This window comes from Exiguobacterium sp. E4787 (assembly GCF_018618375.1).
In the GTDB taxonomy this organism is placed as follows: domain Bacteria; phylum Bacillota; class Bacilli; order Exiguobacteriales; family Exiguobacteriaceae; genus Exiguobacterium; species Exiguobacterium chiriqhucha.
Genome location: NZ_JACSLY010000012.1, coordinates 35,362 through 59,074 on the forward strand (window position 1 = coordinate 35,362; position 23,713 = coordinate 59,074).

26 protein-coding genes are annotated in these 23,713 nt (G+C 54.0%); 2 read left to right on the forward strand and 24 right to left on the reverse strand.

Features of this window, described 5'->3' with window-relative positions:
* Positions 1 to 13 precede the first annotated feature (13 nt).
* From KNP80_RS12780 to KNP80_RS12825, 10 genes are all read right to left on the reverse strand, one after another.
* Positions 14 to 919 carry a hypothetical protein gene (locus KNP80_RS12780; RefSeq protein ID WP_214834871.1) on the reverse strand — a complete coding sequence of 302 codons (906 nt, stop codon included), beginning with the start codon at positions 917 to 919 and terminating at the stop codon, positions 14 to 16.
* Positions 920 to 1,460: 541 nt separating this feature from the next.
* Positions 1,461 to 1,973 carry a metallophosphoesterase family protein gene (locus tag KNP80_RS12785; protein WP_214719951.1) on the reverse strand — a complete coding sequence of 171 codons (513 nt, stop codon included), beginning with the start codon at positions 1,971 to 1,973 and terminating at the stop codon, positions 1,461 to 1,463.
* 5 nt (positions 1,974 to 1,978) lie between these two features.
* Positions 1,979 to 2,569, reverse strand: coding sequence for an XTP/dITP diphosphatase (locus tag KNP80_RS12790; protein ID WP_214834872.1), 591 nt, complete (start codon positions 2,567 to 2,569; stop codon positions 1,979 to 1,981).
* A complete protein-coding gene (gene rph / locus KNP80_RS12795) occupies positions 2,566 to 3,315 on the reverse strand; it encodes a ribonuclease PH (protein ID WP_029595858.1) in 750 nt (249 codons plus the stop codon). The genes KNP80_RS12790 and rph overlap by 4 nt, the downstream gene beginning before the upstream one ends.
* Positions 3,308 to 4,114, reverse strand: a complete 807-nt coding sequence (gene racE / locus KNP80_RS12800; protein ID WP_285801586.1) for a glutamate racemase — start codon at positions 4,112 to 4,114, stop codon at positions 3,308 to 3,310. Before racE ends, rph begins: the two co-directional genes overlap by 8 nt.
* 116 nt (positions 4,115 to 4,230) lie before the next feature.
* Positions 4,231 to 4,494 (reverse strand): phosphocarrier protein HPr, encoded by a 264-nt coding sequence (locus KNP80_RS12805; RefSeq protein WP_021066838.1) that lies wholly within the window; start codon positions 4,492 to 4,494, stop codon positions 4,231 to 4,233.
* Positions 4,495 to 4,565: 71 nt separating this feature from the next.
* Positions 4,566 to 5,006 (reverse strand): acyl-CoA thioesterase, encoded by a 441-nt coding sequence (locus tag KNP80_RS12810; RefSeq protein ID WP_029595860.1) that lies wholly within the window; start codon positions 5,004 to 5,006, stop codon positions 4,566 to 4,568.
* A 9-nt stretch (positions 5,007 to 5,015) separates the two neighbouring features.
* The gene (sdhB, locus tag KNP80_RS12815) at positions 5,016 to 5,816 is read right to left on the reverse strand and encodes a succinate dehydrogenase iron-sulfur subunit (RefSeq protein ID WP_214834873.1); all 801 of its coding nucleotides are present in this window, start codon (positions 5,814 to 5,816) and stop codon (positions 5,016 to 5,018) included.
* Entirely contained in the window at positions 5,813 to 7,570 is a 1,758-nt protein-coding gene (gene sdhA, locus KNP80_RS12820) for a succinate dehydrogenase flavoprotein subunit (protein WP_214719955.1), read from the reverse strand. The genes sdhB and sdhA overlap by 4 nt, the downstream gene beginning before the upstream one ends.
* A gap of 15 nt (positions 7,571 to 7,585) precedes the next feature.
* The gene (locus KNP80_RS12825) at positions 7,586 to 8,203 is read right to left on the reverse strand and encodes a succinate dehydrogenase cytochrome b558 subunit (protein ID WP_214834874.1); all 618 of its coding nucleotides are present in this window, start codon (positions 8,201 to 8,203) and stop codon (positions 7,586 to 7,588) included.
* 223 nt (positions 8,204 to 8,426) lie between these two features.
* Between KNP80_RS12825 and KNP80_RS12830 the strand changes: the two genes are divergently transcribed.
* Positions 8,427 to 8,819, forward strand: a complete 393-nt coding sequence (locus KNP80_RS12830) for a YslB family protein (protein ID WP_235045180.1) — start codon at positions 8,427 to 8,429, stop codon at positions 8,817 to 8,819.
* A gap of 46 nt (positions 8,820 to 8,865) precedes the next feature.
* On the opposite strand, the gene KNP80_RS12835 is transcribed toward KNP80_RS12830, so the two are convergent.
* The gene (locus tag KNP80_RS12835; protein WP_214834875.1) at positions 8,866 to 9,672 is read right to left on the reverse strand and encodes an aminoglycoside adenylyltransferase domain-containing protein; all 807 of its coding nucleotides are present in this window, start codon (positions 9,670 to 9,672) and stop codon (positions 8,866 to 8,868) included.
* On the reverse strand, positions 9,669 to 11,453 hold the full coding sequence (gene uvrC / locus KNP80_RS12840; RefSeq protein WP_214719957.1) for an excinuclease ABC subunit UvrC: 1,785 nt from the start codon (positions 11,451 to 11,453) through the stop codon (positions 9,669 to 9,671). The genes KNP80_RS12835 and uvrC overlap by 4 nt, the downstream gene beginning before the upstream one ends.
* Before the next feature lie 72 nt (positions 11,454 to 11,525).
* On the opposite strand from uvrC, the gene KNP80_RS12845 reads away from it, so the two are divergent.
* Complete coding sequence (locus tag KNP80_RS12845) at positions 11,526 to 12,839, forward strand: dihydrolipoyl dehydrogenase family protein (RefSeq protein WP_214834876.1); 1,314 nt, start codon at positions 11,526 to 11,528, stop codon at positions 12,837 to 12,839.
* A gap of 36 nt (positions 12,840 to 12,875) precedes the next feature.
* Here KNP80_RS12845 and mnhG read toward each other — a convergent pair whose 3' ends face one another.
* From mnhG to KNP80_RS12905, 12 genes are all read right to left on the reverse strand, one after another.
* The gene (gene mnhG, locus KNP80_RS12850) at positions 12,876 to 13,235 is read right to left on the reverse strand and encodes a monovalent cation/H(+) antiporter subunit G (RefSeq protein ID WP_214834877.1); all 360 of its coding nucleotides are present in this window, start codon (positions 13,233 to 13,235) and stop codon (positions 12,876 to 12,878) included.
* Positions 13,213 to 13,503, reverse strand: a complete 291-nt coding sequence (locus KNP80_RS12855) for a Na(+)/H(+) antiporter subunit F1 (RefSeq protein WP_214719960.1) — start codon at positions 13,501 to 13,503, stop codon at positions 13,213 to 13,215. The genes mnhG and KNP80_RS12855 overlap by 23 nt, the downstream gene beginning before the upstream one ends.
* Positions 13,503 to 13,982 carry a Na+/H+ antiporter subunit E gene (locus KNP80_RS12860; RefSeq protein WP_214834878.1) on the reverse strand — a complete coding sequence of 160 codons (480 nt, stop codon included), beginning with the start codon at positions 13,980 to 13,982 and terminating at the stop codon, positions 13,503 to 13,505. The genes KNP80_RS12855 and KNP80_RS12860 overlap by 1 nt, the downstream gene beginning before the upstream one ends.
* 7 nt (positions 13,983 to 13,989) lie before the next feature.
* A complete protein-coding gene (locus tag KNP80_RS12865; RefSeq protein ID WP_021066826.1) occupies positions 13,990 to 15,471 on the reverse strand; it encodes a Na+/H+ antiporter subunit D in 1,482 nt (493 codons plus the stop codon).
* On the reverse strand, positions 15,464 to 15,805 hold the full coding sequence (locus KNP80_RS12870) for a Na(+)/H(+) antiporter subunit C (protein WP_214719962.1): 342 nt from the start codon (positions 15,803 to 15,805) through the stop codon (positions 15,464 to 15,466). The genes KNP80_RS12865 and KNP80_RS12870 overlap by 8 nt, the downstream gene beginning before the upstream one ends.
* Positions 15,805 to 16,242: a Na(+)/H(+) antiporter subunit B gene (locus tag KNP80_RS12875; protein ID WP_214719963.1), complete on the reverse strand. Its 438-nt coding sequence runs from the start codon at positions 16,240 to 16,242 to the stop codon at positions 15,805 to 15,807. The genes KNP80_RS12870 and KNP80_RS12875 overlap by 1 nt, the downstream gene beginning before the upstream one ends.
* Positions 16,226 to 18,655, reverse strand: coding sequence for a Na+/H+ antiporter subunit A (locus KNP80_RS12880; RefSeq protein ID WP_214834879.1), 2,430 nt, complete (start codon positions 18,653 to 18,655; stop codon positions 16,226 to 16,228). Before KNP80_RS12880 ends, KNP80_RS12875 begins: the two co-directional genes overlap by 17 nt.
* A gap of 373 nt (positions 18,656 to 19,028) precedes the next feature.
* Complete coding sequence (gene trxA / locus KNP80_RS12885) at positions 19,029 to 19,343, reverse strand: thioredoxin (RefSeq protein ID WP_021066822.1); 315 nt, start codon at positions 19,341 to 19,343, stop codon at positions 19,029 to 19,031.
* Positions 19,344 to 19,450: 107 nt separating this feature from the next.
* Positions 19,451 to 20,416: an electron transfer flavoprotein subunit alpha/FixB family protein gene (locus tag KNP80_RS12890; RefSeq protein ID WP_214834880.1), complete on the reverse strand. Its 966-nt coding sequence runs from the start codon at positions 20,414 to 20,416 to the stop codon at positions 19,451 to 19,453.
* 13 nt (positions 20,417 to 20,429) lie between these two features.
* On the reverse strand, positions 20,430 to 21,203 hold the full coding sequence (locus tag KNP80_RS12895; RefSeq protein WP_214834881.1) for an electron transfer flavoprotein subunit beta/FixA family protein: 774 nt from the start codon (positions 21,201 to 21,203) through the stop codon (positions 20,430 to 20,432).
* Between the two features lie 80 nt (positions 21,204 to 21,283).
* A complete protein-coding gene (locus KNP80_RS12900; protein WP_021066819.1) occupies positions 21,284 to 21,862 on the reverse strand; it encodes a fatty acid metabolism transcriptional regulator FadR in 579 nt (192 codons plus the stop codon).
* A gap of 80 nt (positions 21,863 to 21,942) precedes the next feature.
* The gene (locus KNP80_RS12905) at positions 21,943 to 23,616 is read right to left on the reverse strand and encodes an AMP-binding protein (RefSeq protein WP_214832478.1); all 1,674 of its coding nucleotides are present in this window, start codon (positions 23,614 to 23,616) and stop codon (positions 21,943 to 21,945) included.
* Positions 23,617 to 23,713: the final 97 nt, after the last annotated feature.

The window sequence follows — 23,713 nt, forward strand, 5'->3', positions numbered from 1 at the left end:
TGCACACAAGGATTTAGTCTAGAAACGCCTCGGTGAAACGCATGTCCGCCTCGAGAATTTCCGCTGCCAGGCCGTCCGTTTCCTCGTGTTGCAAGATGGCCGTTTTCGCCTGTCCTATCGCCGCCTCCACGTCAGGCGCTTCTCGCGGTGTGAACGGGTAGTGCGTGTACATGTAATTCATAAGCAGTTGTGTCGCGATTTCGTCCCCATATACGACCCGCTGCAATTGATTCGTCATCGCTTCCCACGCTTGTGTATGCACGGTCGCCGCGTCTCGCGTCAACCGATGCCGTGTCCCAAGATCGGTCCATTCGATGACCGGCAACTCGTCGAACGCTTTTTGAAGCACGATCAACTTCATCAATTTTGGGCGGTCGGCGACGAGAAGTTCTTTCAAGACGTTGTCGAGGACGTCGTCGATGTTGAAATGGACGTGTTCAAGCGTCTCAATCTGTTCGCCGATTCCGCCACGATTCAGGATCCGCTTCACTTTGGCGATTGCCGCCGGGAACTCGGTCAACTTCAACACTTGCAACACTTGATGCGCTTGCGTGTTGACGTGATCGGTCTTCTCTTGCCATTCGAGATAGCGATTGATCCAATGGGCCGCCTCGAACGGTTGGTCACGCATGATGTAATACTGGGCGATTTGAAGCCCGCCGGCTGCAGGTTCTTCTGCGACCGTCATCTGAGTCGTGACGAGTTCTTCGAGTTTCTCAAGCGTCTCCGGTTCTTCAGGACGTTCCATCAGACATTGGAATAGTTCCATGAAAACAAAGGGATCACCGGGCACTGCCTCATACCAATCCCATAGAATTGGTTCGACCCGTTGCCGTTCTCCGGCCGTGTCCGCTTCTTGAATCATCTTCTGAAGCCGCGACCAGTTCCCAGGAAACGGGTAAGCTTTCTCTTTTGCCATCTCTCCACACCCTTTCCATTCATCTCCATCTTCCGTTAGGAATCGATTCGTTGTCAATCAATACCCCGAAAAACGAAAAAAGAGACAACCTCCGTGGAGGCTATCTCTATTTTAAATGGAAGTGTCCCAAGAGGGATTCGAACCCCCGACCGACGCCTTAGCTTACCACCATGGCTTTCGCCACCAACGTGTGTTGTTTGTAGTCTGGACTATATCTTCACCATTTCAGGTGCGACACGTGTAGTCTCTACGGAACCTCACGAGCAAACTGCTCCTTCAATGGCTCTACCTCTAAAGAATGACCTTTAGTCCTTCGAACCATCTTGTCCCCGAAAGGAAATAAGTTTCCTCGGTATTACCATCAGCATCATCTGTTAAGGCTTCACCGATATAGTGTCGTCCACTCTATAGGTTTCTGTTTCCCTATAAAGGCTCCTATTTGTCTTGAAGGGCGTTGCTCTATCCAGCTGAGCTATTGGGACATTGACAAGAAAACTATAATAGAAAAATGGTTTGCTGTCAATTCCTTCTTTTCATTCCGTCACAGCTTTCCGCTCACATCGAGATCCTCGACGGCTGAACCATCCTCAGACCGATAAAAGCGGACGTTGGCCTGTCCGTTCTCGAGATCCATCAGTACATACGTCTTGTCACTCCGCCCGCGCGGCATCCGAATCGAACCCGGGTTCACATAGAGCACCCCGTCCTCAATCAACGCCCCGGCGACGTGCGAGTGGCCGAACAAGACGACGTTCGCCCCGACCTCTTCGGCCCGGTAACGCAACCGGTTCAAGTCGTACTTCACGTCGTGATGATGGCCATGGACGATGAGAATCGTGCCTTCGGCCGTCTCCTCGATTCGCTCGAGCGGCAAGTCGCCACCGAAATCGCAATTGCCGCGCACCGTGTGATACGGGAGCAGATGCTCGTCGACGAGCGCGAGTTGCGAGTCGCCACAATGATACGCATCGTCGATTTCTTGTTCGTGCCGATTGAAGATGATCGATAGTTCTTCGGTCAATCCGTGACTGTCACTGACTACGAGAAAACGCATACGGGTCACCCTTTCATGAACGGAATGATTTCTGCCTCTAACTTTCGTAGTGCTTGACCGCGGTGACTGACCGCCGCCTTTTCGTCGCGTTCGAGTTCGGCTGCCGTTTTATGGAGCGACGGGACGATGAAGAGCGGGTCATAACCGAAACCGTTCCCCCCGTGCGGTGCGTAGCCGATCGTCCCTTCGATCGTACCGCGTACCGTCAACGTCTCTCCCGTTGGTTTGGCCAGGCAGAGGGCACAGATAAAGCGTGCCGTCCGGTCCGTCGCGCCGTTCAACTTTTCGAGCAAGAGCGCGTTGTTCGCCTCGTCCGATTTTTCCGGTCCGGCGAAGCGGGCCGAATGGACACCCGGTGCCCCGTCGAGCGCGTCGACTTCAAGCCCCGAATCGTCGGCGAGGACGGCATGGCCGAAGTAGCGCGCCGCCTCCGTCGCCTTCAGTTCGGCGTTCGCTTCGAACGTCGTGCCCGTCTCGTCCGTCTCCGGTGCGTCCGGATAATCGAGCAATGATTCGACCTCGAAGCCGAGCGGTGTGAGCATCCCTTCGATTTCTACGACTTTTCCTTTATTGCGTGTTGCGACGATGAGTTTCATGTTGTCTCCTCCAATTGTTCCCCGACATACCACCACGAGGCGCCGAGCGCGTCTTCGGCCGCTTTGAATAGCGTCTCGATCCCGCTTTGGGCCATCTGGAGCATCTCGTTCATCTCGAGCAACGTGAACGTTGCTTCTTCCCCCGTGCCTTGTACTTCGACGAAGCGTCCGCTCGCCGTCATGACGACGTTCATGTCGACCTCGGCCGCGGCGTCTTCTTCGTAGTTCAAGTCAAGGAGCAATTCGTCGGTCCGTCCGACCGAGATGGCCGCGACGCCTTCTTTAATCGGCGTGTCGTCGAGCTTACCTTGACGGATGAGCGCGTCGACCGCAAGGACGAGGGCACAGAAGCCGCCCGTAATCGAGGCCGTGCGCGTACCACCGTCGGCTTGGATGACGTCACAGTCAATCCAAATCGTCCGTTCGCCGAGCCGTTCCAAATCGACGACCGAGCGGAGCGAGCGGGAAATGAGACGCTGAATCTCCATCGTCCGGCCCGACTGTTTCCCTCGGACCGATTCGCGGACCGTACGGTTGCCTGTCGCGCGCGGGAGCATGGCATACTCGGCGTTAATCCAACCTTGCTTCTTGCCGCGCAAAAAGTTCGGGACGCGTTCTTCGACGGTCGCCGTACAGATGACTTTCGTGTCCCCGATCGAGATGAGGACCGATCCTTCCGCATGCTTGTTCACATGGGGAACGATTTCGACGGGCCGGAGCTCGTCATGGTTTCGTTCGTTACGCATCGACACCGGACACCTCTACTTTCTCCGCTCTCACGGGCTGACCGAGCCACTCTGTCGCGAGTCGGTCAAAGATGACGACGTCCCCCGTCGCATAAAACTGATGCGACGGGACCGTGTCGAGGTCGTTCTCGAGCTCTTTGAAATCAAGGATGGCCGCCACTTCGAGCGCCGTCTCGTCACCAGACGAAATCAAATGGACGTCCGGTCCGACGACGTCTTGAATGACCGGAGCGAGTAGCGGATAGTGCGTGCAACCGAGGATGAGCGTATCCATCTCGGAAGATTGGAGCGGCCGAATCGTCTCGGCGACGATCGTACGGACGCGTTCCCCGTCGAGTTCGCCGGCTTCGACGAGCGGGACGAACGGCGGACAGGCGAGCGAATACACATCAATCTCGCCGGCCACGTGCCGGAGCGCCGTCTCGTACGAGTTACTCTCAATCGTCATCTTCGTGCCGATGACGCCGATATGTTTGTTGCGCGTGCCTTTGACGGCCGCACGGGCTCCCGGGTCGATGACACCGATGACCGGGATGTTGAGGCGTTTGCGCGCTTCTTTCAAGACGACCGCTGTCGCCGTGTTACAGGCGATGACGATCATCTTCACGTTCTTGCTTAACAGGAACTCAATCAGTTCCCACGTATAGGCTTCAATCTCATCGTGCGGGCGCGGGCCATACGGGCACCGTTCCGTGTCGCCGATATAGATTATTTCTTCTTTCGGTAGTTGGCGCATCAGTTCTTTGACCACCGTCAAGCCGCCAACTCCTGAATCGAGTACTCCAATCGCTCGTTTCATGATCATCACTTCCATTCCCATCTATCTTACCAAAAAAGCCGATTCTGAAAAAGAAACGGTCTCGTGACAAACAAAAAAGACGAGGTAGCCGATTGGCCGCCTCGTCCGTCGCTCAATTACTGAGCAAGACCTTCGCTTGTGAGCATGTCAGAAAGCGTGTTAACCGCTTCTTCTGCATCGTCACCAGCTGCAGTGATTTTGATTGTAGAATCTTTTGCGATTCCGAGTGAAAGAACACCCATGATCGACTTGAGGTTTACTGTTTTACCGTTGTACTCAAGGTTGATATCTGATTGGAACTTAGAAGCTGTGTTAACCAACTGTGTAGCTGGACGAGCGTGAATTCCTGAATCTGCAACGACTGTGAACGTTTTTTCCATGACGTGATAGTCTCCCTTCAAATTTCAATTCTACAGGCGGACCTGCAAAATAATTGTTTGTGAACTCATTATCAAATGATAGCGGATTCGCAAAAATTCTGCAAGCGGTTTTTATATTCTGGAGTCCATTCGGTCGGACGACCGGATTTCGACAAGTGCACGAGGCTCGTGCGCCCCGCGAACATGAGCTGTTCTCCGTCATATGCCCCGTAATGAATATCACATGAAGTGTTTCCGACCGTCAAGACATTGGCATACACCTTGATCGATTGGCGCGGCATCACCTGGCGGACATAGTCGCACTGGGCATCCGCGACGACGACGAACCCATCTTTCAACGAGAACCCTGTCGCTTCAAGCAACTCAATTCGCGCATCCTCGAAATAGATGAACGGAATCGTGTTATTCATGTGGCCGTACGGGTCGCACTCCGAAAATCGGACTTTGACGTCTAGCGCGACCCCTGCTCTGACACGTGTTTCCCAATCGGCTTCCCGGAAGTACTTCGTCATCCGTAACCCTTACGCCTCGACCGCAGAACCGGTGCGGCCTTTGTCGCTACCGAAGAACGATTTGAACGAGTGAAGCGTCGTCTGACGGTTCATCGCAGCGATTGACGTCGTGAGCGGAATGCCTTTCGGACAAACTTCGACACAGTTTTGTGCGTTTCCGCACTGTGCGAGGCCACCGTCTTCCATAAGCGCTTCCAAACGGTCTTCCGCGTGGAAGGCGCCAGTTGGATGCGAGTTGAACAGACGGACTTGCGAGATGGCAGCCGGTCCGATGAAGTTCGATTTGTCGTTGACGTTCGGGCATGCCTCAAGGCAGACACCGCACGTCATACATTTCGATAGTTCATACGCCCATTGACGCTTGTTCTCTGGCATCCGTGGTCCTGGTCCGAGGTCGTACGTTCCATCGATTGGGACCCACGCCTTCACTTTTTTCAACGCGTCGAACATGCGTTGACGGTCGACTTGAAGGTCACGGACGACCGGGAACGTCTTCATCGGTGACAGACGGATTGGCTGCTCGAGTTTATCAACGAGTGCCGTACACGATTGGCGCGGCTTGCCGTTGATAATCATCGAACAAGCGCCACACACTTCCTCGAGACAGTTCATGTCCCAGTTGATTGGTGTCGTCTTGTCCCCATTCGCGTTGACCGGGTTTCGGCGGATTTCCATCAGTGCCGAGATGACGTTCATATTCGGACGGTACGGGACGGTAAACTCTTCCGTATAGGTCGGTTGATCCGGCCCGTCCTGGCGTTCAATGATAAAACGAATGTCTTTTTGATCTGCTTGCATCGGCGTCGTCATTTCGTCTTCGCCCCTTTCTTCGAGTAATCCCGTTTACGTGGCGGGATTAACGAAACGTCGATCTCTTCAAACGAGATATCGACTTCCCCATTGTCGTAACGTGCCATCGTCGTCTTCATGAAGCGCTCGTCATCACGTTCCGGGAAGTCCGGTTTGTAATGAGCTCCACGGCTCTCGTCGCGTTTCAAGGCGCCAAGTGTGATGACGCGTGCGAGGTCAAGCATGTGGTCGAGCTGTCGGATGAACGATGCCCCTTGGTTGCTCCAGCGGGCCGTATCGGTCGCGGAGATGTTGTTATAGCGTTCACGAAGTTCACGGAGTTTGAGGTCCGTCGCTTCGAGTTTATCGTTGTAACGAACGACCGTGACGTTGTCGGTCATGAGTTCGCCGAGCTCACGGTGGATTTGATACGCGTTTTCCGTACCGTCCATCGCGAGGATGTCGTTGAACCGCTCGATTTCTTCACGTTCGTTGAAGTTGAAGAGTGCTTCTGGCACGCTCTCTGTCGCTTGGTCGAGACCGCGCATGTAATGAACGGCCGCAGGACCGGCTTCCATCCCGCCGTATACGGCCGAGAGGAGCGAGTTGGCACCGAGACGGTTGGCACCGTGCATCGAGTAATCGCACTCACCGGCAGCGAATAGCCCTGGGATGTTCGTCATCTGGTCGTAATCAACCCAAAGTCCGCCCATCGAATAGTGAACGGCCGGGAAAATCTTCATCGGGACTTTCCGCGGGTCGTCGCCGACGAACTTCTCGTAAATCTCGAGGATACCGCCGAGTTTGATGTCGAGCTCTTTCGAGTCTTTATGCGACAAGTCGAGGTACACCATGTTCTCGCCGTTGACGCCGAGCTTCTGGTTGACGCAGACGTCGAAAATCTCACGCGTCGCGATATCACGCGGCACGAGGTTTCCGTAGGCCGGGTACTTCTCTTCAAGGAAGTACCATGGCTTGCCGTCTTTATACGTCCATACACGTCCGCCTTCACCACGTGCTGACTCACTCATGAGACGAAGCTTGTCGTCCCCTGGGATCGCCGTCGGGTGGATTTGGATGAACTCGCCGTTCGCATAGACGGCGCCTTGACGGTAAACCGCTCCAGCCGCTTGTCCGGTGTTGATGACCGAGTTCGTCGATTTACCGAAGATGACGCCTGGGCCACCTGTCGCAAGGATGACCGCATCCGATGGGAACGCTTTAATTTCCATCGAGCGTAAATCCTGACAGACCGCACCACGGCAGACGCCTGATTCGTCGATGATGGCACGGAGGAACTCCCAGCCTTCATACTTCTCGACAAGCCCTTGCGCCTCATAGCGACGGACCTGCTCGTCTAGCGCGTAAAGGAGCTGTTGCCCTGTCGTCGCACCGGCGTAAGCCGTGCGGTGATGGAGCGTGCCGCCGAAACGTCGGAAGTCGAGAAGACCTTCTGGCGTCCGGTTGAACATGACGCCCATCCGGTCGAACATGTGGATGATTTTCGGTGCCGCTTCCGCCATCTTTTGGACTGGCGGTTGGTTGGCGAGGAAGTCGCCCCCATAGACCGTATCATCAAAGTGTTGCCAAGGAGAATCCCCTTCCCCTTTCGTGTTGACGGCACCGTTGATGCCGCCTTGTGCACAAACTGAATGTGAACGCTTGACCGGTACAAGCGAGAATAGTTTTACCGGAACACCCATCTCAGCCGACTTGATTGTCGCCATGAGTCCAGCTAGACCGCCACCGATGACGATCAAACTTTGATTTGCCATGTACTTTTCCCCCTATTACAAGATGCCAGCGAACGTCAAGATTGAACGGATGCCGACAAAAGATAGTGCCATGAAGACCGCGCCTGAGACGTAGCTCATGAAGCGCTGTGAACGAGGCGACTGTGTGATCCCCCACGTGATGGCAAACGACCAGAGACCGTTCGCGAAGTGGAACGTAGCCGAGAGGATCCCGACTATGTAGAAGATAAGCATGAGCGGATTGTCGACGATGTTTTGCATCATCTCCGCATTCACTTCAACGCCACGTAACTTCGCCAAGCGCGTTTCCCAAACGTGCCAAGCGATGAAGATTACGAGGAAGACGCCCGTGAAGCGTTGGAGCATGTACATCCAGTTACGGGCGTATGAGTAACGGTTCGTGTTAATCGAACCGAGAAACGCATAATACACGCCATACACGCCGTGGAAAATCATCGGCAAAGCGATGATGGTGACTTCAAGGAAGTACAAGTACGGTAAGCTCTCCATGAATTTTGCTGCCTTGTTAAACGACTCCACCCCATCGACGATATAGTAGTTGACCGACAAGTGGACGATCAAAAACAGGCCGATTGGGATGACCCCAAGTAGCGAATGGACTTTACGACTGAAATAGTCACGCTGCGAAGCCATTCTAGTTCCCCCTTTGTACGAGCCCTTGGCTCGTTTTGTAAATAAAAGCGTTTTCAAATGTAAATATAGCTTTCTGTCTCCTATTCTACTCTTGTGAATTTTGTATGACAAGACAACCTGACCGATTTGTGACACATTCTTTTGCAAAATACCCGGTGACCAAAAGCCGATTCGTCGTTATAATGGTATAGAGAGATTGGAGTGATGGAAGAAGATGGAAACGATGAGCCAACCCACTTTCGCGATCGAACTGTTGCGCGATTATGTGTTGACGGATTTGCTTGGGGACGATTACGCCCAAGTCATCTATTGGTCGGGTAAACGGGTCGCACGCAAGTTCCCGGTCATGCCCAATGAGGAACTGAGCGCCTTCTTTAGTGAGGCCGGCTGGGGAGATTTGACGCTGTTGAAAGAAAAAGGAAATAAATTCTTGTTCGAGCTCACGCCCCCACCCGCGACCCAAGAGAAGGCAACGGGCTACTTCCAGCTCGAGGCTGGCTTTTTAGCCGAACAGATTGCGGGTCGTTTCCAATGCGTCGCCGAAGGATACGCCGACGTGACGCGCAAGGCCGTCCACATCACCGTCCAACTAGACCGAAAAGATACGTATGAATGAGAAAGAGCCGATGCGAGTTGACCCGCATCGGCTCTTTCTTTTTGCATCAATCCTCCGACTCATCCGTGTCTTCATACGGGAAGAGACGCTCGTTGGCGAAGATATAAAAGTCGATGAGCTCCGACCTTGAGAACGTGCTGTCTTCGCCCGCATACGCCGCTGCCGCTTTTTGAATGACGTGCAGAAGATCAGACGGAATCGGTTGTCGCTTCGCCCACTCGAGCACTTCTCGTTTGGCGAGCACACGTCCATCCGTCTCGTAGGCCATCACCCGCACGAGGTTCAATACGCTGTACACGGGATGGTTATCAAGCGAGCTCAGGCAATCCAATGCGTCGTCCTTGATCGCCTCTCGGTAGTGTCCATCCTCAAATCCGACCACCAACTCATTCATCGGGGCACCGAACAAGACACGGCCCCGCTCCATGATGACTTTGAGGTGAGCGGCCAAATCCGGATCTGTCATTCCGCGTTGCTCACGGAGCAGCTCGTCGATCGATGTTTTTTCCAACCGCATGCGCCACTGCTCACTATAATGAAACTCGAACGGACTCGGATGGACCCATTCCTGTAACGCTCGTTCCGTCAGCACTGTCAACTCGAGCGGATAAGGCTGCGCCGATGTCGCCAGGCACAGTCGCATCAAACCGATCCGCTCCTCGTCCGACAGGTCTCGGTCGCTCACGAACAGTAAATCGACGTCACTCTGTCTCGGATGAAAGCCTCCCATCGTCACAGACCCGTGCACGTACGCATGTTGAATCGCGTCGGTCACGTCCGAAAGGTCACGCACGAACTGTTCAATAAAAGGGGATGTCTCGTCTGGAAAATCGGCTAACGCGTCTCGGTTCATTCATCGGTCTCCTCATGGACGTATTGGATTACGGTCTCGGCCAACTTCTCCGGCAGACCCGCTTCTTTCAACTGTTCGAGCGAGGCGAGACGGATCTGCTTCATCGACCCGAAATGACGGATCAACTGCTGACGCCGCTTCGGTCCGACGCCCGGTATATCGTCGAGCACCGACTTCGTCATCTTCTTCGTCCGCAGGCTGCGGTGGAACGTGATGGCGAAGCGGTGGACCTCGTCTTGCATACGTTGGAGCAAGTAGAACGCGCTCGAACGTGAGTTCAATTCGACGACCCCGCCGCCTTCCCCGAACAAGAGCTGGCTCGTCCGGTGACGGTCATCTTTCTTCAACGAGCCGACGGGCAAGTCGAGCCCGAACTCGTTCTGCAGGACGTCGAGGGCAGCGTTCAATTGCCCGATGCCCCCGTCAATCAACAGCAGGTCCGGCAGACGTTTCTCTTCCGTCAACAGACGGCGGAACCGACGGCGCACGACCTCTCGCATCGTCTCATAGTCGTCCGGTCCTTGGACGGTACGAATCTTGTACTTGCGATATTCCTTCTTGAGCGGCTTGCCATCCTCGAAGACGACGAGCGCCGAGACGGCGTCCGCCCCTTGGATGTTGGCGTTGTCGATGATGTCGACGCGCGACAAGTTCGGGATACCAATCGCTTCCCCGAGTTCACGCATCGCGAGGAGCGTCCGCTCTTCGTCGCGGGCGAGCAACTCGAACTTCTCGTTCAAGGCGATGCCTGCATTTTTCGTCGCCAGGTCGAGCAACTGTCGCTTCGCCCCCCGTTTCGGCTGCATCACTTTCGTGCCGATCGCCTCGTTCAACAGCTCGATGCGGACGATCTCGGGAACGAGCACTTCCTTCGGCAATACGTTCTGCTCGTAGAACTGGACGATGAAACTCTCGAGCTCCTCGGACGGTTCCCCATGAAGCGGGAACAGGGACACGTCGCGCTCGATCATCTTGCCGCCTCGCATATAGAACACTTGGACGCACATCCAGCCGCGGTCGAGTGTGTAGCCAAAGACGTCGCGCGCAGTCGGGTCGGCCGTGATCATGTTCTGTTTGTTCATAATCGATTCGACGGCCCGGATTTGGTCACGGAGCTCGGCCGCCCGTTCGAACTGCATGTCTTCGGCAGCCTGTCCCATGTCGACTTGAAGTTTGGCGAGCGTCTCGCTCGTCTCCCCGTTCAAGAAGCGTCGAATCTCTTGGACGATCTCTTTTTGCTCGTCCGTGTCGATGGCAAGCTCACACGGTCCGAGGCACTGGCCGATGTGGTAATACAGACAGAGCTTGCGCGGCATCGGTTGGCATTTCCGGAGCGGATACAACTTGTCGAGCAACCGCTTCGTCTCGTTGGCGGCATAGGCGTTCGGATACGGGCCGAAATAGAAGCCGCCGTCCCGCTTCAGCTTCCGCGTCGTGAGCAACCGCGGGTACGGCTCGTTCGTGATTTTGATGTACGGGTACGACTTGTCGTCTTTGAGACGGATGTTGTATTTCGGGTCGTGCTTTTTGATGAGCGTCATCTCGAGCAGGAGCGCCTCGAGCTCGCTCGCCGTGACGATATATTCGAAATCGCGAATCTCGGCCACAAGGCGCATCGTCTTGATGTCGTGCGCCCCGGTGAAATACGACCGGACCCGGTTCTTCAGATTTTTCGCTTTCCCGACGTAAATGATTTCCCCGTACTCGTTCTTATGCAAGTAACAGCCGGGCTCGTCCGGGAGGAGCGCCAATTTATGTTTAATGTGGTCAGAATGACTCAAATTCAATCACCTCAGTTTAGGTTCCTTCCAGACGGGAAAAAATTGATGAAGTCTCAGAGGGAGGGTTTTGGAATGAAACGGTACGATGTCATCATCATCGGCAGCGGCTCGGCAGCGAGCCAAGCCGCCAGCGTGTTACGTGACGCCGGTAAACAAATTGCGATTGTCGAGAATTGGACGTTCGGCGGGACGTGCCCGCAGCGCGGGTGTGACCCGAAAAAAATGCTCGCGGAAGGAGCCGAGCTGATTGCCCGGGCCGAACGGATGAAACCGCTCGGTGTGACCGGCGAACTGAAGCTCGACTGGCACGCCTTCAAACATCGTGTCGACGAATACCGCTTTGCCGTCCCGACGACGAAGATGCATCATTGGCAAGAACACGGCATCGATTTGTTCGAAGGCGAACCACATTTCATCGACGAAGACTCAATCGTCATCGAAGGACATGAAATCTCGGCGCATCAATTCTTGATCGCATCGGGGCAAATTCCGCGTCCACTCGACATCTCCGGCGGAGACGCTGCCATCACGAGCAACGACGTCTTCGACCTTGAGGTATTACCGCATCACGTCATCATCGTCGGAGCCGGTTATATCGCCTTCGAATTCGCCCATATTCTGCGCCGGTTCGGATGTGACGTGACGCTCCTCGTCCGGTCGCGGGCGTTGAAGTCGTTCGACCGTAAAGTCGTCAAACGGCTCGTCGATGAGACGATGCAAATCGGGATCGATGTCCGTTACGGAATCGAGCCGGTCGACATCAATGGCGACGTCGTGACGCTATCAGATGACTCTACCCTTGAAGGGCTAGTGCTTAACGCCACCGGGCGGATTCCGAGCATCGAGCGACTTCGCTTGGATGCGGCCGGCATCGAGTCCGACCACGGCGGCGTCTTGGTCAACGAGTTTCTCCAGACGACGAATCCGAACGTCTATGCGGCCGGAGACGTCGCCAAGAGCCGCAACCCGGCCCTCACCCCGTTCGCCGGACAGGAAGGTCGCATCGCCGCGCTCAACCTGCTCCGCAACAACACGCGTCCGCTCCCCGAGCGTCCCGCCCCGACGGTCGTCTTCACGACACCACCGATTGCCAAGGTCGGGCTGACGGTCGATGAGGCCAAGGCGCAAGGCATCGACTATGAATGTAAAGACAACGACTTGTCCCATTTCCTCACGTATGAGCGGATCAACGACACGACGGCGTTCTCCCGCATCTTGTTAAGCAAGGACGGTCATGTGCTCGGCGCCCACTTGATTGGGCAACACGCGCCGGAATTGATCAACCTGTTCTCATTCATTATACAAAACAATATGACCCATCAACACGTCAAACACTTGGAGTTCGCGTATCCGACGTCCGCGTCCGATATCTCGTACATCATCTAAAAAGGCTCTTCCATCGTGCGATGGAAGAGCCTTTCGTCATTCGATTCCTTTATCCTTATCTTCTTGCAAGGCGTCCTGGAGCGATTTGTCCCAGAGCTTTACCCCTTGAGCGTGAGCCGCCCGAGCGATCAAGTGTCCACCGACCGGAGCCGTTAACAAGACGAAGAACAAACCGAGCAGGAGTCGTGCGTCAAAGATGCGCTGGTCGACCCAGACGTGCAGGAGCGCCGCGAACAAGACGAACAAGACGCCGAGCGTCGCGCTCTTCGAGGCCGCATGGGCCCGCGAGTAGATGTCCGGCAGCCGGATGAGACCGATGGCCGCGACGACGGTGAAGAATACTCCGATGATCGCGAAGACACCGGTTAAAATGTCATAAATCATTGTTGCGGTCATGTTGGATGATCTCTCCCTTCTCGAGGAATTTCGAGAACGCCACCGTTCCGATAAAGGCTAAAATCCCGAGCAAGAGGATGACTTCGAAGAACATCGTCGTGTCGAGCAGAATCGACAACAGCGAGACGACGGAGATCAAGCCGATTCCGATCGAATCGAGCGCGATGACACGGTCAGCCGTCGTCGGTCCTTTGATGACCCGATACAACATTCCGAGCATGGCGAGCACGAGGATGGCGAGCGCCACGTAAATGATGATATCTAACATTAGCTGGTCGCCTCCTTAATCTTCGTCTCAAAGTTGTCGTAAATATCGCGTCTGAGTGACTCTTTATCCGGCATATGGAGCGCGTGGATATAGAGCGTCTTATTGTCGTCCGACACTTGAACGACGAGCGTACCTGGTGTCAGCGTGATGAGCATCGACAGGCAACTGACCTTCCACCCGGCATCGAGCTCGGTATGGTACCGGAAGATGCCTGGTTTAATTTTCAGTTTCGGGCTGAGGACGAGCCGGAGCACCTCGACGTTGGCGAGGATGAGCTCCCGACAGAAAATCAAGAACAGTTTAAATAGTTTCAAGACGCGGATGAAATAGAAGTCCGTGTTCTTGAAGAAGCGGCGCATCATGAAGATGACGAGTAATCCGAGCAAATAGCCGATGATGAATCCGCTCGTCGTGAACGTACCCGTGAAGAACATCCAAATGAACGCCAGGAAAAAGTTGATGAGTAGTTGGTAAGCCATCTCTAAATCACTCCTTAATCACGGCATCGATATAGATTTCGGGTTGCACGAGCGGTTCAATTGCCTGGGTAATGAACGGATGCATCGCCTCGGCGCCAAAGCCGTAAGCCACGGCGACGGCGACGAGCAAGAACGTCGGCACGATGAGTTTCTTCATGTGCGGAACGAGCGGACCGTCGTAGGCACGCTTCTCTTCTCCCCAGAATCCGTACAAGAAGATTTTGATGACGGAGAAGAGGACGAACAAACTCGACAGCAAGATGAGGAGCGGTCCGAACAGGCTGCCCTCGGCGACCCCACCTTGAACGATTAACAGTTTCCCGAAGAATCCGCTAAGCGGCGGAATCCCGGCGAGCGACAAGGCGGCGATGAAGAACGTCCAGCCGAACAGCGGGAACCGGGTAATCAAGCCACCCATGTCGCGTAACTGACCAGACTTGGTGATGCCGATCATCATGCCGACGAGCATGAACAGGGCTGCCTTGATCAACATGTCATGAATCAAGTAGTAAAGCGCCCCTTCGAGCGAAGTCTGCGTGTTGAGCGCAATCCCATAGAGAATCACGCCGACCGCGATCATGATGTTGTAGATGATGATCAATTTGACGTCATTATAGGCGATGGCGCCGATCATCCCGATGACGATCGTCAACACGGCGAGAATAATCAAGAAGTTCTGCGTGAACGACCCGACATCAAACAGGAGCGTGTATGTCCGCAAAATCGAGTATACCCCGACTTTCGTCAGAAGTGCCCCGAACATAGCGAGGATTGGCGTCGGTGCCACGACATACGAGCCCGGGAGCCAGTAGTGTAACGGTACGAGTGCACCCTTTAAACCGAAGACAATCATGAACAATACCCCGATCACGACGAGAACGGATTGATTCTCGACGAGCGGAATCTTTTGCGCGAGGTCAGCCAAGCTGAGCGTGCCGACCGTTCCGTAAAGTAGCGCGACCGCCATGACGAACAACGCCGAGGCGATGACGTTCACGAGCAAGTACTTGATTGACTCGCGAAGTTGGACCCCTTTCCCGCCGAGGACGATCAACACGTACGACGAGATGAGGAACACTTCGAAGAAGACGAACAAGTTGAAGATATCGCCTGTCGTAAAGGCACCGTTCACCCCGACGAGGAGGAACAGCATCGCGACGTAGACGTAGTTCGATTCATACGCGTCCGAGAAGTAATGCGTCGCGAACCAGACGATGAAGAAGACGATCAACGTCGACGTGGCGACGAGCAATGCCGACAGCATGTCCGAGACGAGCGTGATCCCGAACGGTGCTGGCCAGTTTCCTAAGTTGACGGTCAAGATGCCGTCCTGTGACACGGTGAAGATCAGCAGCACCGTCACTGCAAACGTTACAAGTAAAGCCCCGAGTGCCACTCCGCGTTGCAGACGAATCTGCTTCGGCGCGAAGAGGAGGATGATGGCCGCAAGCGCCGGGATGACAATCGGAAAGATCGGTAAGTTAATCATTCGATTCCGTTCCTTTCATTTCCTCAATATTATCCGTATTCAGTTCTTGATAGGCCCGATACGCGAGCACTAGGAAGAACGCGGTCACCCCGAAGCTGATGACGATAGCCGTCAAGACGAGCGCTTGCGGGAGCGGATCGGTATATTCCGTCACCCCGTCGACGAGGACTGGTGGCGCTCCGGTCTTCAACCCACCCATCGTCAAGACGAGCAAGTGGGCGGCGTGACTGAGCAGGCCGGTGCCGATGATGATGCGCAACAAACTCTTTGAGAGAATCATATAGACAGCGCTCATCGTCAAGACACCGATGATGATGCTAACGAAGATTTCCATTATTCACTCTCTCCAATCGTTTGAATGATCGTCATCGTCACACCGATGACCACAAGATAGACGCCGAGGTCGAAGGCGATCGCCGTGTGAAGCGTCTGTTCGCCTAGAAGCGGCAAGTCGAACTTATCGTACGCATGCGTCAGGAACGGACGGTCCCAGAAGATGCTGTGCAGCGACGTCAGTAACGCGATGGCGAGACCGAGCGCCGTCATCTTGCGATAATCGAACGGGAGCACGTTGGCGAGCGTCTTCGAATCGAAGGCGAGCAACAGCAACACGAGCGCCGCGGCCGTCATCAAACCACCGATGAACCCTCCGCCCGGCGAGTAGTGCCCGGCGAAGAAGAGGTTAACCGAGAACACGATGATGATGAAGAAGATGATCACCGCGGCCGTCTGTAAGATGACGTCATTGACTTGATCATTTTTTCGGTTCATGTTCACGTGCTCCTTTCGTACGTTCTGTCGTTCTGAATTTGATCATCGTGTAAATCCCGATGGCCGCGATGGCAAGGACGACGATCTCGAACAACGTATCAAAGCCACGGAAGTCAACAAGGACGACGTTGACCATGTTTTTCCCGGCTGCTAAATCATAGACATTTTCTTTATAGTACTCTGAGATCGACGACAGGGAACGGTTCGATAGCGCCATGAAGCTGAGGAGCATGACCGTCACCCCGACGACTATCGAGACGATTGCATTCTCGATTTTGAATTTGACGCGCACTTCTTTCTTGCTGATTTCCGGCATATGGTAGAAGACGAGCAAGAACAACGCGACCGATACCGTCTCGATGACGAGCTGCGTCAACGCGAGGTCCGGTGCATTGAAAAAGACGAAGAACAACGCGACCGAATACCCGACGACACCGAGCAAGATGATTGACGGGAGACGCGAGCGCATGAACGTGATCGCGAGCGCCGCCAAGATGACGACGGCCCCGAGGACGTATTCATACGGCGCGACCGGTTCCATCTCGCCGAACGAGAAGTTGAACAAATCGAACCAATACATCGAGAACAACATCATGCCTGACAAGAACAAGAAGATGTAAACCAAGTACGAGCGGATGAAGCCCGTCATATAGTTATCTTTGAAGCGGTACGCCGCCTTGTTCGACCAGACGAGCGTCCCGTCATACATGCCGTTGAGCGTCAAGCGGTGTGGGATCCGGTTATAGATGCCCATCCACTTGTTAATCGTGTAGAACATGAGCGTCCCAAGCAAGATGACACCGATCGTCATGAACAGTTCAGGCGTCAATCCGTGCCAGAAGTAGATGTCGACTTTGACCTCTTGTCCGCTCGCGACGAGCGTCGGATAAATCGATTCGACGGCCGGTTTGATGAGCGAGTTCGATAAGACGTTCGGCACGAAACCGAGCACGACGACGAGGATGGCGAGAATCATTGGCGGAATGAGCATCCCGATCGGTGCCTCGTGCGGCTGTTTCGGCAACTTGTCGAACTGGGCTTTGCCCATGAACGTCCGTGTAAAGATAATCAAACTGTAGATGAACGTGAACACGCTGGCGATGAATGCGACGACCGGAATCAAGATGCCGATCGTATCGAGCGCGAAGAAGTCCATCGAGAACACTTTCGTCGTCGCCTTCAAGAACATCTCTTTACTGAGGAAGCCGTTGAACGGCGGTAACCCAGCCATCGACAATGAACCGATGACGGCGATCGTGAACGTGATCGGCATGACGGTCATGAGACCGCCGAGTTTGCGGATGTCACGCGTCCCCGTCTCGTGGTCGACGATTCCGACCATCATGAACAGCGAGCCTTTGAACGTCGCATGGTTAATCAAATGGAAGATCGCAGCGATTGTCGCGACCATATAGATGTTGTCATCCATCCCGTCATAATGTAGCGCCGCAGCACCGAGGCCGAGGAGCGACATAATCAGACCGAGCTGACTGACCGTCGAGAAGGCGAGAATCCCTTTCAAATCGGTCTGTTTGACCGCGTTGAACGATCCCCAGAACAAGGTGAACGTCCCGACCGCGGCGATTGTCCAGAGCCAAATCGGTGACTCTTGGAATACCGGACTCATCCGTGCGACGAGATAGAGACCGGCCTTGACCATCGTCGCCGAGTGGAGGTACGCACTGACCGGGGTCGGTGCTTCCATCGCGTCCGGCAACCAGATGTGGAACGGGAATTGCGCCGACTTCGTGAAGGCGCCGAGCAAGATGAGAATCATCGCCGCGATAAAGAACGGGCTGTCTGCAATCACCGCCTGATTGGCGACCATCTCGCGGATGCTGAACGAACCGACGATCGACTCGAGAATCACAATCCCACCGAGCATCGACAGCCCACCGAACACGGTGATCAGCATCGATTTACGCGCGCCGTAACGCGAGCGCTCTTTCTCGTACCAGTACCCGATCAACAGGAACGACGAAATCGACGTGAGTTCCCAGAACATGTACATGACGACCATGTTGTCCGAGAGGACGACACCGAGCATCGCGCCCATGAACAAGAGCAGATACACATAAAAATGACCGAGCGACTCCTTGTCTTTATTCAAGTAATAAATCGAATACAAGACGACGAGCGCCCCGATCCCTGTAATCAGGAGGGCAAACAAAAGTCCGAGCCCGTCCACGTAGGCCGTGAAGTTGATGCCGAGCGATGGCATCCATTCGACCGTTTCCGTCACCACGTCCCCCCCGCTCGTGATTCCGATGAAGCGGAAGAAGTACACGAATAGGACGACCGGAACGATTAAGACGAACCAACCCGTATGGATTCGTTTCAGCGCCCGGAACAAGAACGGGATGAACGGTGCCGCGAGAAGCGGCAATAAGATAGCTAAATGTAACAACGACAAGAAAATTCCTCCTTCGAACAGAGTCTTACAAACGATGGCTAAATTATTAAGGTCATTTGACGCCATCACGTCTTCTTCATGAGTATAGCGTAAATTTTCAGTCTGTTTCCATGATAAAACCTTGCCGCATTTTCCAGTCTCCTCAAAAATTCCCGAACTGTTAAATATGAAGGGAGTCGACAAAAAGCGACGAAAAAAAGTTAGAATCGTCCGCTATATGTATACGTTTTCAGCGGTTGAGTTTTCCGAATTCTCGCCCTCAATCCGTACTGAACCTTAACCGTTGTTATTCCATGCGACACGACTAAACTCCTTCTTCCCTAACATGCCCAACAAAAAACAGCCGACCGGTTGCCCGGTCGGCTGTACGTGATTATTGTGCTGTTGCGATAAACTCTTTGAGTGCTTCTTTTGGTTGGAAGCCCATTGTTTTCGAAACAGGTTGTCCGTCTTTGAACATCATAAGTGTTGGGATACTTTGGATTTGGAAAGCGCCCGCTACTTCTGGGTTCTCGTCAACGTCGAGTTTGACGATTTGGACTTGGTCGCCCATCTCTTGATCAAGCTCTTCGAGTACCGGTGCGATCATGCGGCACGGTCCACACCAAGCTGCCCAGAAATCGACGAGGACGACGCCCTCTTTTACTTCTTGTTCAAATGTTTGAGTCGTTGCGTGTTTAATAGCCATTTGGTAAATACCTCCCCAGTAAGATGTGAGAGCCGAATGAATCACTCTCATGCATTTCATGTTCAGAGTATACCACGGAGGGTACGTTTCCCCAAACGTTCTGCATATCAGCTATTGACGAGGTGTTTGCGGAACTCTTCCGTCAAGAGTGGGACGACGTCGAACAAGTCGCCGACGATGCCGTAATCGGCCACGCTGAAGATGTTCGCTTCCGGGTCTTTGTTGATGGCGACGATGACTTTGGCGTTGCTCATCCCAGCCAAGTGTTGAATCGCGCCCGAGATGCCGCAGGCAATATATAAGTCCGGCGTGACGACTTTCCCGGTCTGACCGATTTGAAGCGCATAGTCACAGTAGTCGGCGTCACATGCTCCACGTGAAGCACCGACGGCACCGCCGAGCAGTTCAGCGAGTTCTTCGAGCGGCTTGAAGCCGTCTTCGCTCTTGACGCCACGGCCACCGGCGACGATGACTTTCGCTTCCGTCAAATCGACTTTCCCTGTCGCCTTGCGGACCACTTCTTTGACGATCATAGCAAGATCTTTCAGTTCAACGCTCGGTGTCTCGACCGTTGCGCTCGCTCCGGCTGTGCGCGGGAGTGCGTCGATGTTGTTTGGGCGGATTGTGAAGAACATGACCGAGTCTTTGAATTTCACTTTCTCGAACGCCTTCCCTGAATAGATCGGGCGGACGAACTCGGCGTCTTTGCCTGATCCTTCGATTGAGACGACGTCACTGATGAGACCTGCGTCGAGACGCGCCGCGAGTTTCGGAGCGATGTCTTTTCCGAGTGCTGTATGACCGAGCACGATCATGTCCGGCGACTCTTGCTCGATGACTTGGCGGAGCACTTGCCCATAACCGTCCGGCGTGTAGTGCTTGAGACGCTCGTCTTCGATGACGAGGACGCGACCCGCGCCGTACTCCCCGAGTTCCGTCGCGAGTGCTTTGACATCATCCCCGATGACGACTGCCGTCACGTCGTCCGTCAATTGCTTCGCTGCGGCGATTGCTTCAAATGATACGTTCCGTAACGCGCCTTCACGCGCTTCTGCGAGTACTAAAGCTTTCATCTATGTGTCCCCCTTAAATGACTTTGGCTTCCGTGCGAAGTAATTGAACGAGCTCGCTCACTTGTGACGACGTATCCCCTTCAAGGATGCGCCCGGCTTTCTTCTCTTCCGGCAAGAAGCGTTCGATTGTCTCGATTTTCGCTTCGATCTCGTCTTCATCGAGGTCGATGTCAGACAGTTCGAGTTCTTCGAGTGGCTTCTTCTTCGCCTTCATGATGCCTGGAAGGCTCGGGTAACGCGGCTCGTTCAATCCTTGCTGCGCGGTCACGAGGAGCGGGAGCGCCACTTCGATCACTTCAGTGTCCCCTTCGACGTCGCGTGTGACCGTCGCCGTCGTGCCGTGGATGTCGAGTTTCGTGATCGTCGTCACGTAGTTCATGTCCAACAGTTCAGCGACACGTGGTGCGACTTGGCCGCTGCCGCCGTCAATGGCGACGTTCCCCGCGAAGATGAGATCTGGCGCCTGCTCTTTCAAGTACGTGGCGAGCACTTTCGAAATCGTCACATGGTCTGCGTCCTCGACGTCATCCTCGATCGAGATGCGGACCGCTTTATCCGCACCCATCGCGAGCGCCGTCCGAAGTTCTTTGTCCGCGTCTTCTGGTCCGACCGTTACGACCGTGACTTCTCCCCCGAGATCGTCACGCTTACGGATGGCTTCTTCGACCGCATATTCGTCATACGGGTTGATGATGAACTCAGCGCCGTCTTCTTGAATTTCCCCATTCTCGAGCTGAATCGCTTCCTCTGTATCGAACGTACGCTTCAGCAATACAAAAATATTCATCGTAGTTCCCCCTTATAAGTTGTTCGCACCATCATTCATGAATCAGCGTTCATTTTTTGAGCTAGCGAGAGGGCTTACGGTTAAGCAAGCCCTTTTTTTAACATATGGTGTACTTTCGGTAGCGTCGACATCAAGTCATACTTGAAGCCGCTCGCCATCCAACTCGTGACCACTTCGTCGATCGTGCCGAAAATCATCTGCCGAGCGAGTCGATAGTCGAGGTCGCGATCGAATTCGCCCGTGTCGATTCCGTGTTGTACGACCGCATCGATTAAGTTCAAGTACGGTTTGAGCACTTCGCTAATCTTTTGACGGAGCGCCAAGTTCGACTGACGGAGCTCGATTTGCGTCACGACGGCGAGGTCGTAATCGGCAGATAATTGCTTCAAGTGCGACTCAATCAACTGATACAGCTTGTCGCCGGCTGTCGTCTCCCGCTCGATTTGTTGTTTCGAGTAGTCGATGAACAGGCCCATCTTCGTCTGGAACAATTCAATTAACAGATGTTCCTTGTTTTTGAAGTACAGATAAATCGTTCCGTCGGCGACGCCCGCCTCTTTGGCGATGGCCGTCACCTTTGCACCGTGATAGCCATGATCCGCAATCACTTTCACTGCCGCATCGATAATGCGGTCACTTTTTGATCCATTCTTTGTCATAAACACCCAAGCTCCTTACCGCTGCTTAAAAATGAATGATGGTTCATTCATTTATTATTCTATCATGTGACACGCTTGTGTCAACTGCTTTGTTTCACTTGTTTCGCCTTCTCTTCGTCGACGAGGACGCGACGTAAAATCTTACCGACGAACGTCTTCGGCAACTCTTCTCGGAACTCATACAGCTTCGGTACTTTATACGCTGCGAGTTTCTCGCGACAGTGCTTGTCGAGCTCTTCTTCCGTCACGCTGGCGCCGTCACGCGTCACAATGAACGCCTTGACCGTCTCACCGCGATACGGGTCCGGTACGCCGATACAGACCGCTTCCTTGACGGCCGGATGTTCGTATAGCACTTCTTCGATCTCACGCGGATAGACGTTGAAGCCTCCGGCGATAATCATGTCTTTCTTCCGGTCGACGATATAAAAGAACCCGTCCTCGCCCATATAGCCGAGGTCACCGGTCGCGAGCCATTCGTCCTTCAAGACGGCTGCCGTCTCTTCTGGCTTCTGCCAGTACCCTTTCATCACTTGCGGACCGTGCAGCATGATCTCCCCGATTTCGCCGATATCGGCCAGCGTCTCTCCGTCTGCCTTTACAATTTTAGCAGATGTGTCCGACAACGGCACCCCGATCGAGCCGACAATCCGTTTATCCCATAAGAAGTTCGCATGCGTGACCGGTGACGTCTCCGACAAGCCGTAGCCTTCGACGATACGTCCGCCCGTGATGCTCTCGAACTGCTCCTGTACTTCGACCGGCAGCGGGGCCGAGCCCGAGATACACGCCTCGATTGACGACAAGTCGTATTTTTTCAGTTTCGGGTCGTTCAAGATACCGACGTACATCGTTGGGGCACCCGGGAAGAAATGTGGTTTCTTCTTATTGATTGTCTTTAAGACATCGGTGACGTCGAAGCGTGGCACGAGGACGAGCTCGTATCCGTTCGCCATCCCGAAGTTCAGGCAGCATGACATCCCGTAAATATGGAAGAACGGTACGACGCATAGGACCCGCTTCTCATCACCACGGTTATATCTATAGAAGAAGTTCGAAATCTGGTCGACGTTCGCCGTCAAGTTGAAGTGCGTCAGCATAACGCCTTTCGGCAGACCTGTTGTCCCGCCCGTATACTGCAGGACCGCGACGTCTTCTTTCGGGTCGACTGTGACCGGCGTGATCGGATCGAACTGTTTATAGTCCTTGAACGCGACCGAACCTGTCGTATCGATGACGATGTTGTTCTCGCGCTTCACTTTGATCGGATACAGCTTGTTCTTCGGGAATGGCAGATAGTCGGCGATGCTCGTCGTGATAATCGTTTTGACGTCCGTCTTCTGCTTCACACGAAGTGATTTTGGATACAGGAGGTCGAGCGTGACGATGATGCTCGCACCGGAGTCCGTGATCAAGTTCTCGAGCTCATGCTCCGTGTAGAGCGGATTCGTCTGGACGACCGTACCGCCGGCGTACAGGACCGCATAGAACGAAATGACGAATTGCGGACAGTTCGGGAGCATCAGACTGACACGGTCCCCTTTTTGCAGCCCTTTCGATTGAAGCATCGTCGCCAACCGTTTCGCCGCATCGTCGACTTCGGCGAACGTCAACTCTTTACCGATGAAGGAGATGGCGGTCTTGTTCGGGAAATCGGTCGCGGCTCGGGATAGCGCATCATAGAGCGGCTTCACCTCATAGTCAATCGTTTTTGGCATGTCAGCTGGATAATCTTGCAACCACGGTTTGTTCATCGCTTTTCCTCCTTGGAATGAATAGTCATTCAGTTAACTCTATTATAATGCCAAGAAAACGCTTTCATCTACCTTTTACCCGATAATTTTCAGAAAA

What these genes read in the sequence shown, in the direction of transcription:
- KNP80_RS12780 (WP_214834871.1), bottom strand. Translation starts at nt 919, where the DNA reads ATGGCAAAAGAGAAAGCTTACCCGTTTCCTGGGAACTGGTCGCGGCTT.
- KNP80_RS12785 (WP_214719951.1), bottom strand. Translation starts at nt 1,973, where the DNA reads ATGCGTTTTCTCGTAGTCAGTGACAGTCACGGATTGACCGAAGAACTA.
- KNP80_RS12790 (WP_214834872.1), bottom strand. Translation starts at nt 2,569, where the DNA reads ATGAAACTCATCGTCGCAACACGCAATAAAGGAAAAGTCGTAGAAATC.
- rph (WP_029595858.1), bottom strand. Translation starts at nt 3,315, where the DNA reads ATGCGTAACGAACGAAACCATGACGAGCTCCGGCCCGTCGAAATCGTT.
- racE (WP_285801586.1), bottom strand. Translation starts at nt 4,114, where the DNA reads ATGAAACGAGCGATTGGAGTACTCGATTCAGGAGTTGGCGGCTTGACG.
- KNP80_RS12805 (WP_021066838.1), bottom strand. Translation starts at nt 4,494, where the DNA reads ATGGAAAAAACGTTCACAGTCGTTGCAGATTCAGGAATTCACGCTCGT.
- KNP80_RS12810 (WP_029595860.1), bottom strand. Translation starts at nt 5,006, where the DNA reads ATGACGAAGTACTTCCGGGAAGCCGATTGGGAAACACGTGTCAGAGCA.
- sdhB (WP_214834873.1), bottom strand. Translation starts at nt 5,816, where the DNA reads ATGACGACGCCGATGCAAGCAGATCAAAAAGACATTCGTTTTATCATT.
- sdhA (WP_214719955.1), bottom strand. Translation starts at nt 7,570, where the DNA reads ATGGCAAATCAAAGTTTGATCGTCATCGGTGGCGGTCTAGCTGGACTC.
- KNP80_RS12825 (WP_214834874.1), bottom strand. Translation starts at nt 8,203, where the DNA reads ATGGCTTCGCAGCGTGACTATTTCAGTCGTAAAGTCCATTCGCTACTT.
- KNP80_RS12830 (WP_235045180.1), top strand. Translation starts at nt 8,427, where the DNA reads ATGAGCCAACCCACTTTCGCGATCGAACTGTTGCGCGATTATGTGTTG.
- KNP80_RS12835 (WP_214834875.1), bottom strand. Translation starts at nt 9,672, where the DNA reads ATGAACCGAGACGCGTTAGCCGATTTTCCAGACGAGACATCCCCTTTT.
- KNP80_RS12845 (WP_214834876.1), top strand. Translation starts at nt 11,526, where the DNA reads ATGAAACGGTACGATGTCATCATCATCGGCAGCGGCTCGGCAGCGAGC.
- mnhG (WP_214834877.1), bottom strand. Translation starts at nt 13,235, where the DNA reads ATGACCGCAACAATGATTTATGACATTTTAACCGGTGTCTTCGCGATC.
- KNP80_RS12855 (WP_214719960.1), bottom strand. Translation starts at nt 13,503, where the DNA reads ATGTTAGATATCATCATTTACGTGGCGCTCGCCATCCTCGTGCTCGCC.
- KNP80_RS12860 (WP_214834878.1), bottom strand. Translation starts at nt 13,982, where the DNA reads ATGGCTTACCAACTACTCATCAACTTTTTCCTGGCGTTCATTTGGATG.
- KNP80_RS12865 (WP_021066826.1), bottom strand. Translation starts at nt 15,471, where the DNA reads ATGATTAACTTACCGATCTTTCCGATTGTCATCCCGGCGCTTGCGGCC.
- KNP80_RS12870 (WP_214719962.1), bottom strand. Translation starts at nt 15,805, where the DNA reads ATGGAAATCTTCGTTAGCATCATCATCGGTGTCTTGACGATGAGCGCT.
- KNP80_RS12875 (WP_214719963.1), bottom strand. Translation starts at nt 16,242, where the DNA reads ATGAACCGAAAAAATGATCAAGTCAATGACGTCATCTTACAGACGGCC.
- trxA (WP_021066822.1), bottom strand. Translation starts at nt 19,343, where the DNA reads ATGGCTATTAAACACGCAACGACTCAAACATTTGAACAAGAAGTAAAA.
- KNP80_RS12890 (WP_214834880.1), bottom strand. Translation starts at nt 20,416, where the DNA reads ATGAAAGCTTTAGTACTCGCAGAAGCGCGTGAAGGCGCGTTACGGAAC.
- KNP80_RS12895 (WP_214834881.1), bottom strand. Translation starts at nt 21,203, where the DNA reads ATGAATATTTTTGTATTGCTGAAGCGTACGTTCGATACAGAGGAAGCG.
- KNP80_RS12900 (WP_021066819.1), bottom strand. Translation starts at nt 21,862, where the DNA reads ATGACAAAGAATGGATCAAAAAGTGACCGCATTATCGATGCGGCAGTG.
- KNP80_RS12905 (WP_214832478.1), bottom strand. Translation starts at nt 23,616, where the DNA reads ATGAACAAACCGTGGTTGCAAGATTATCCAGCTGACATGCCAAAAACG.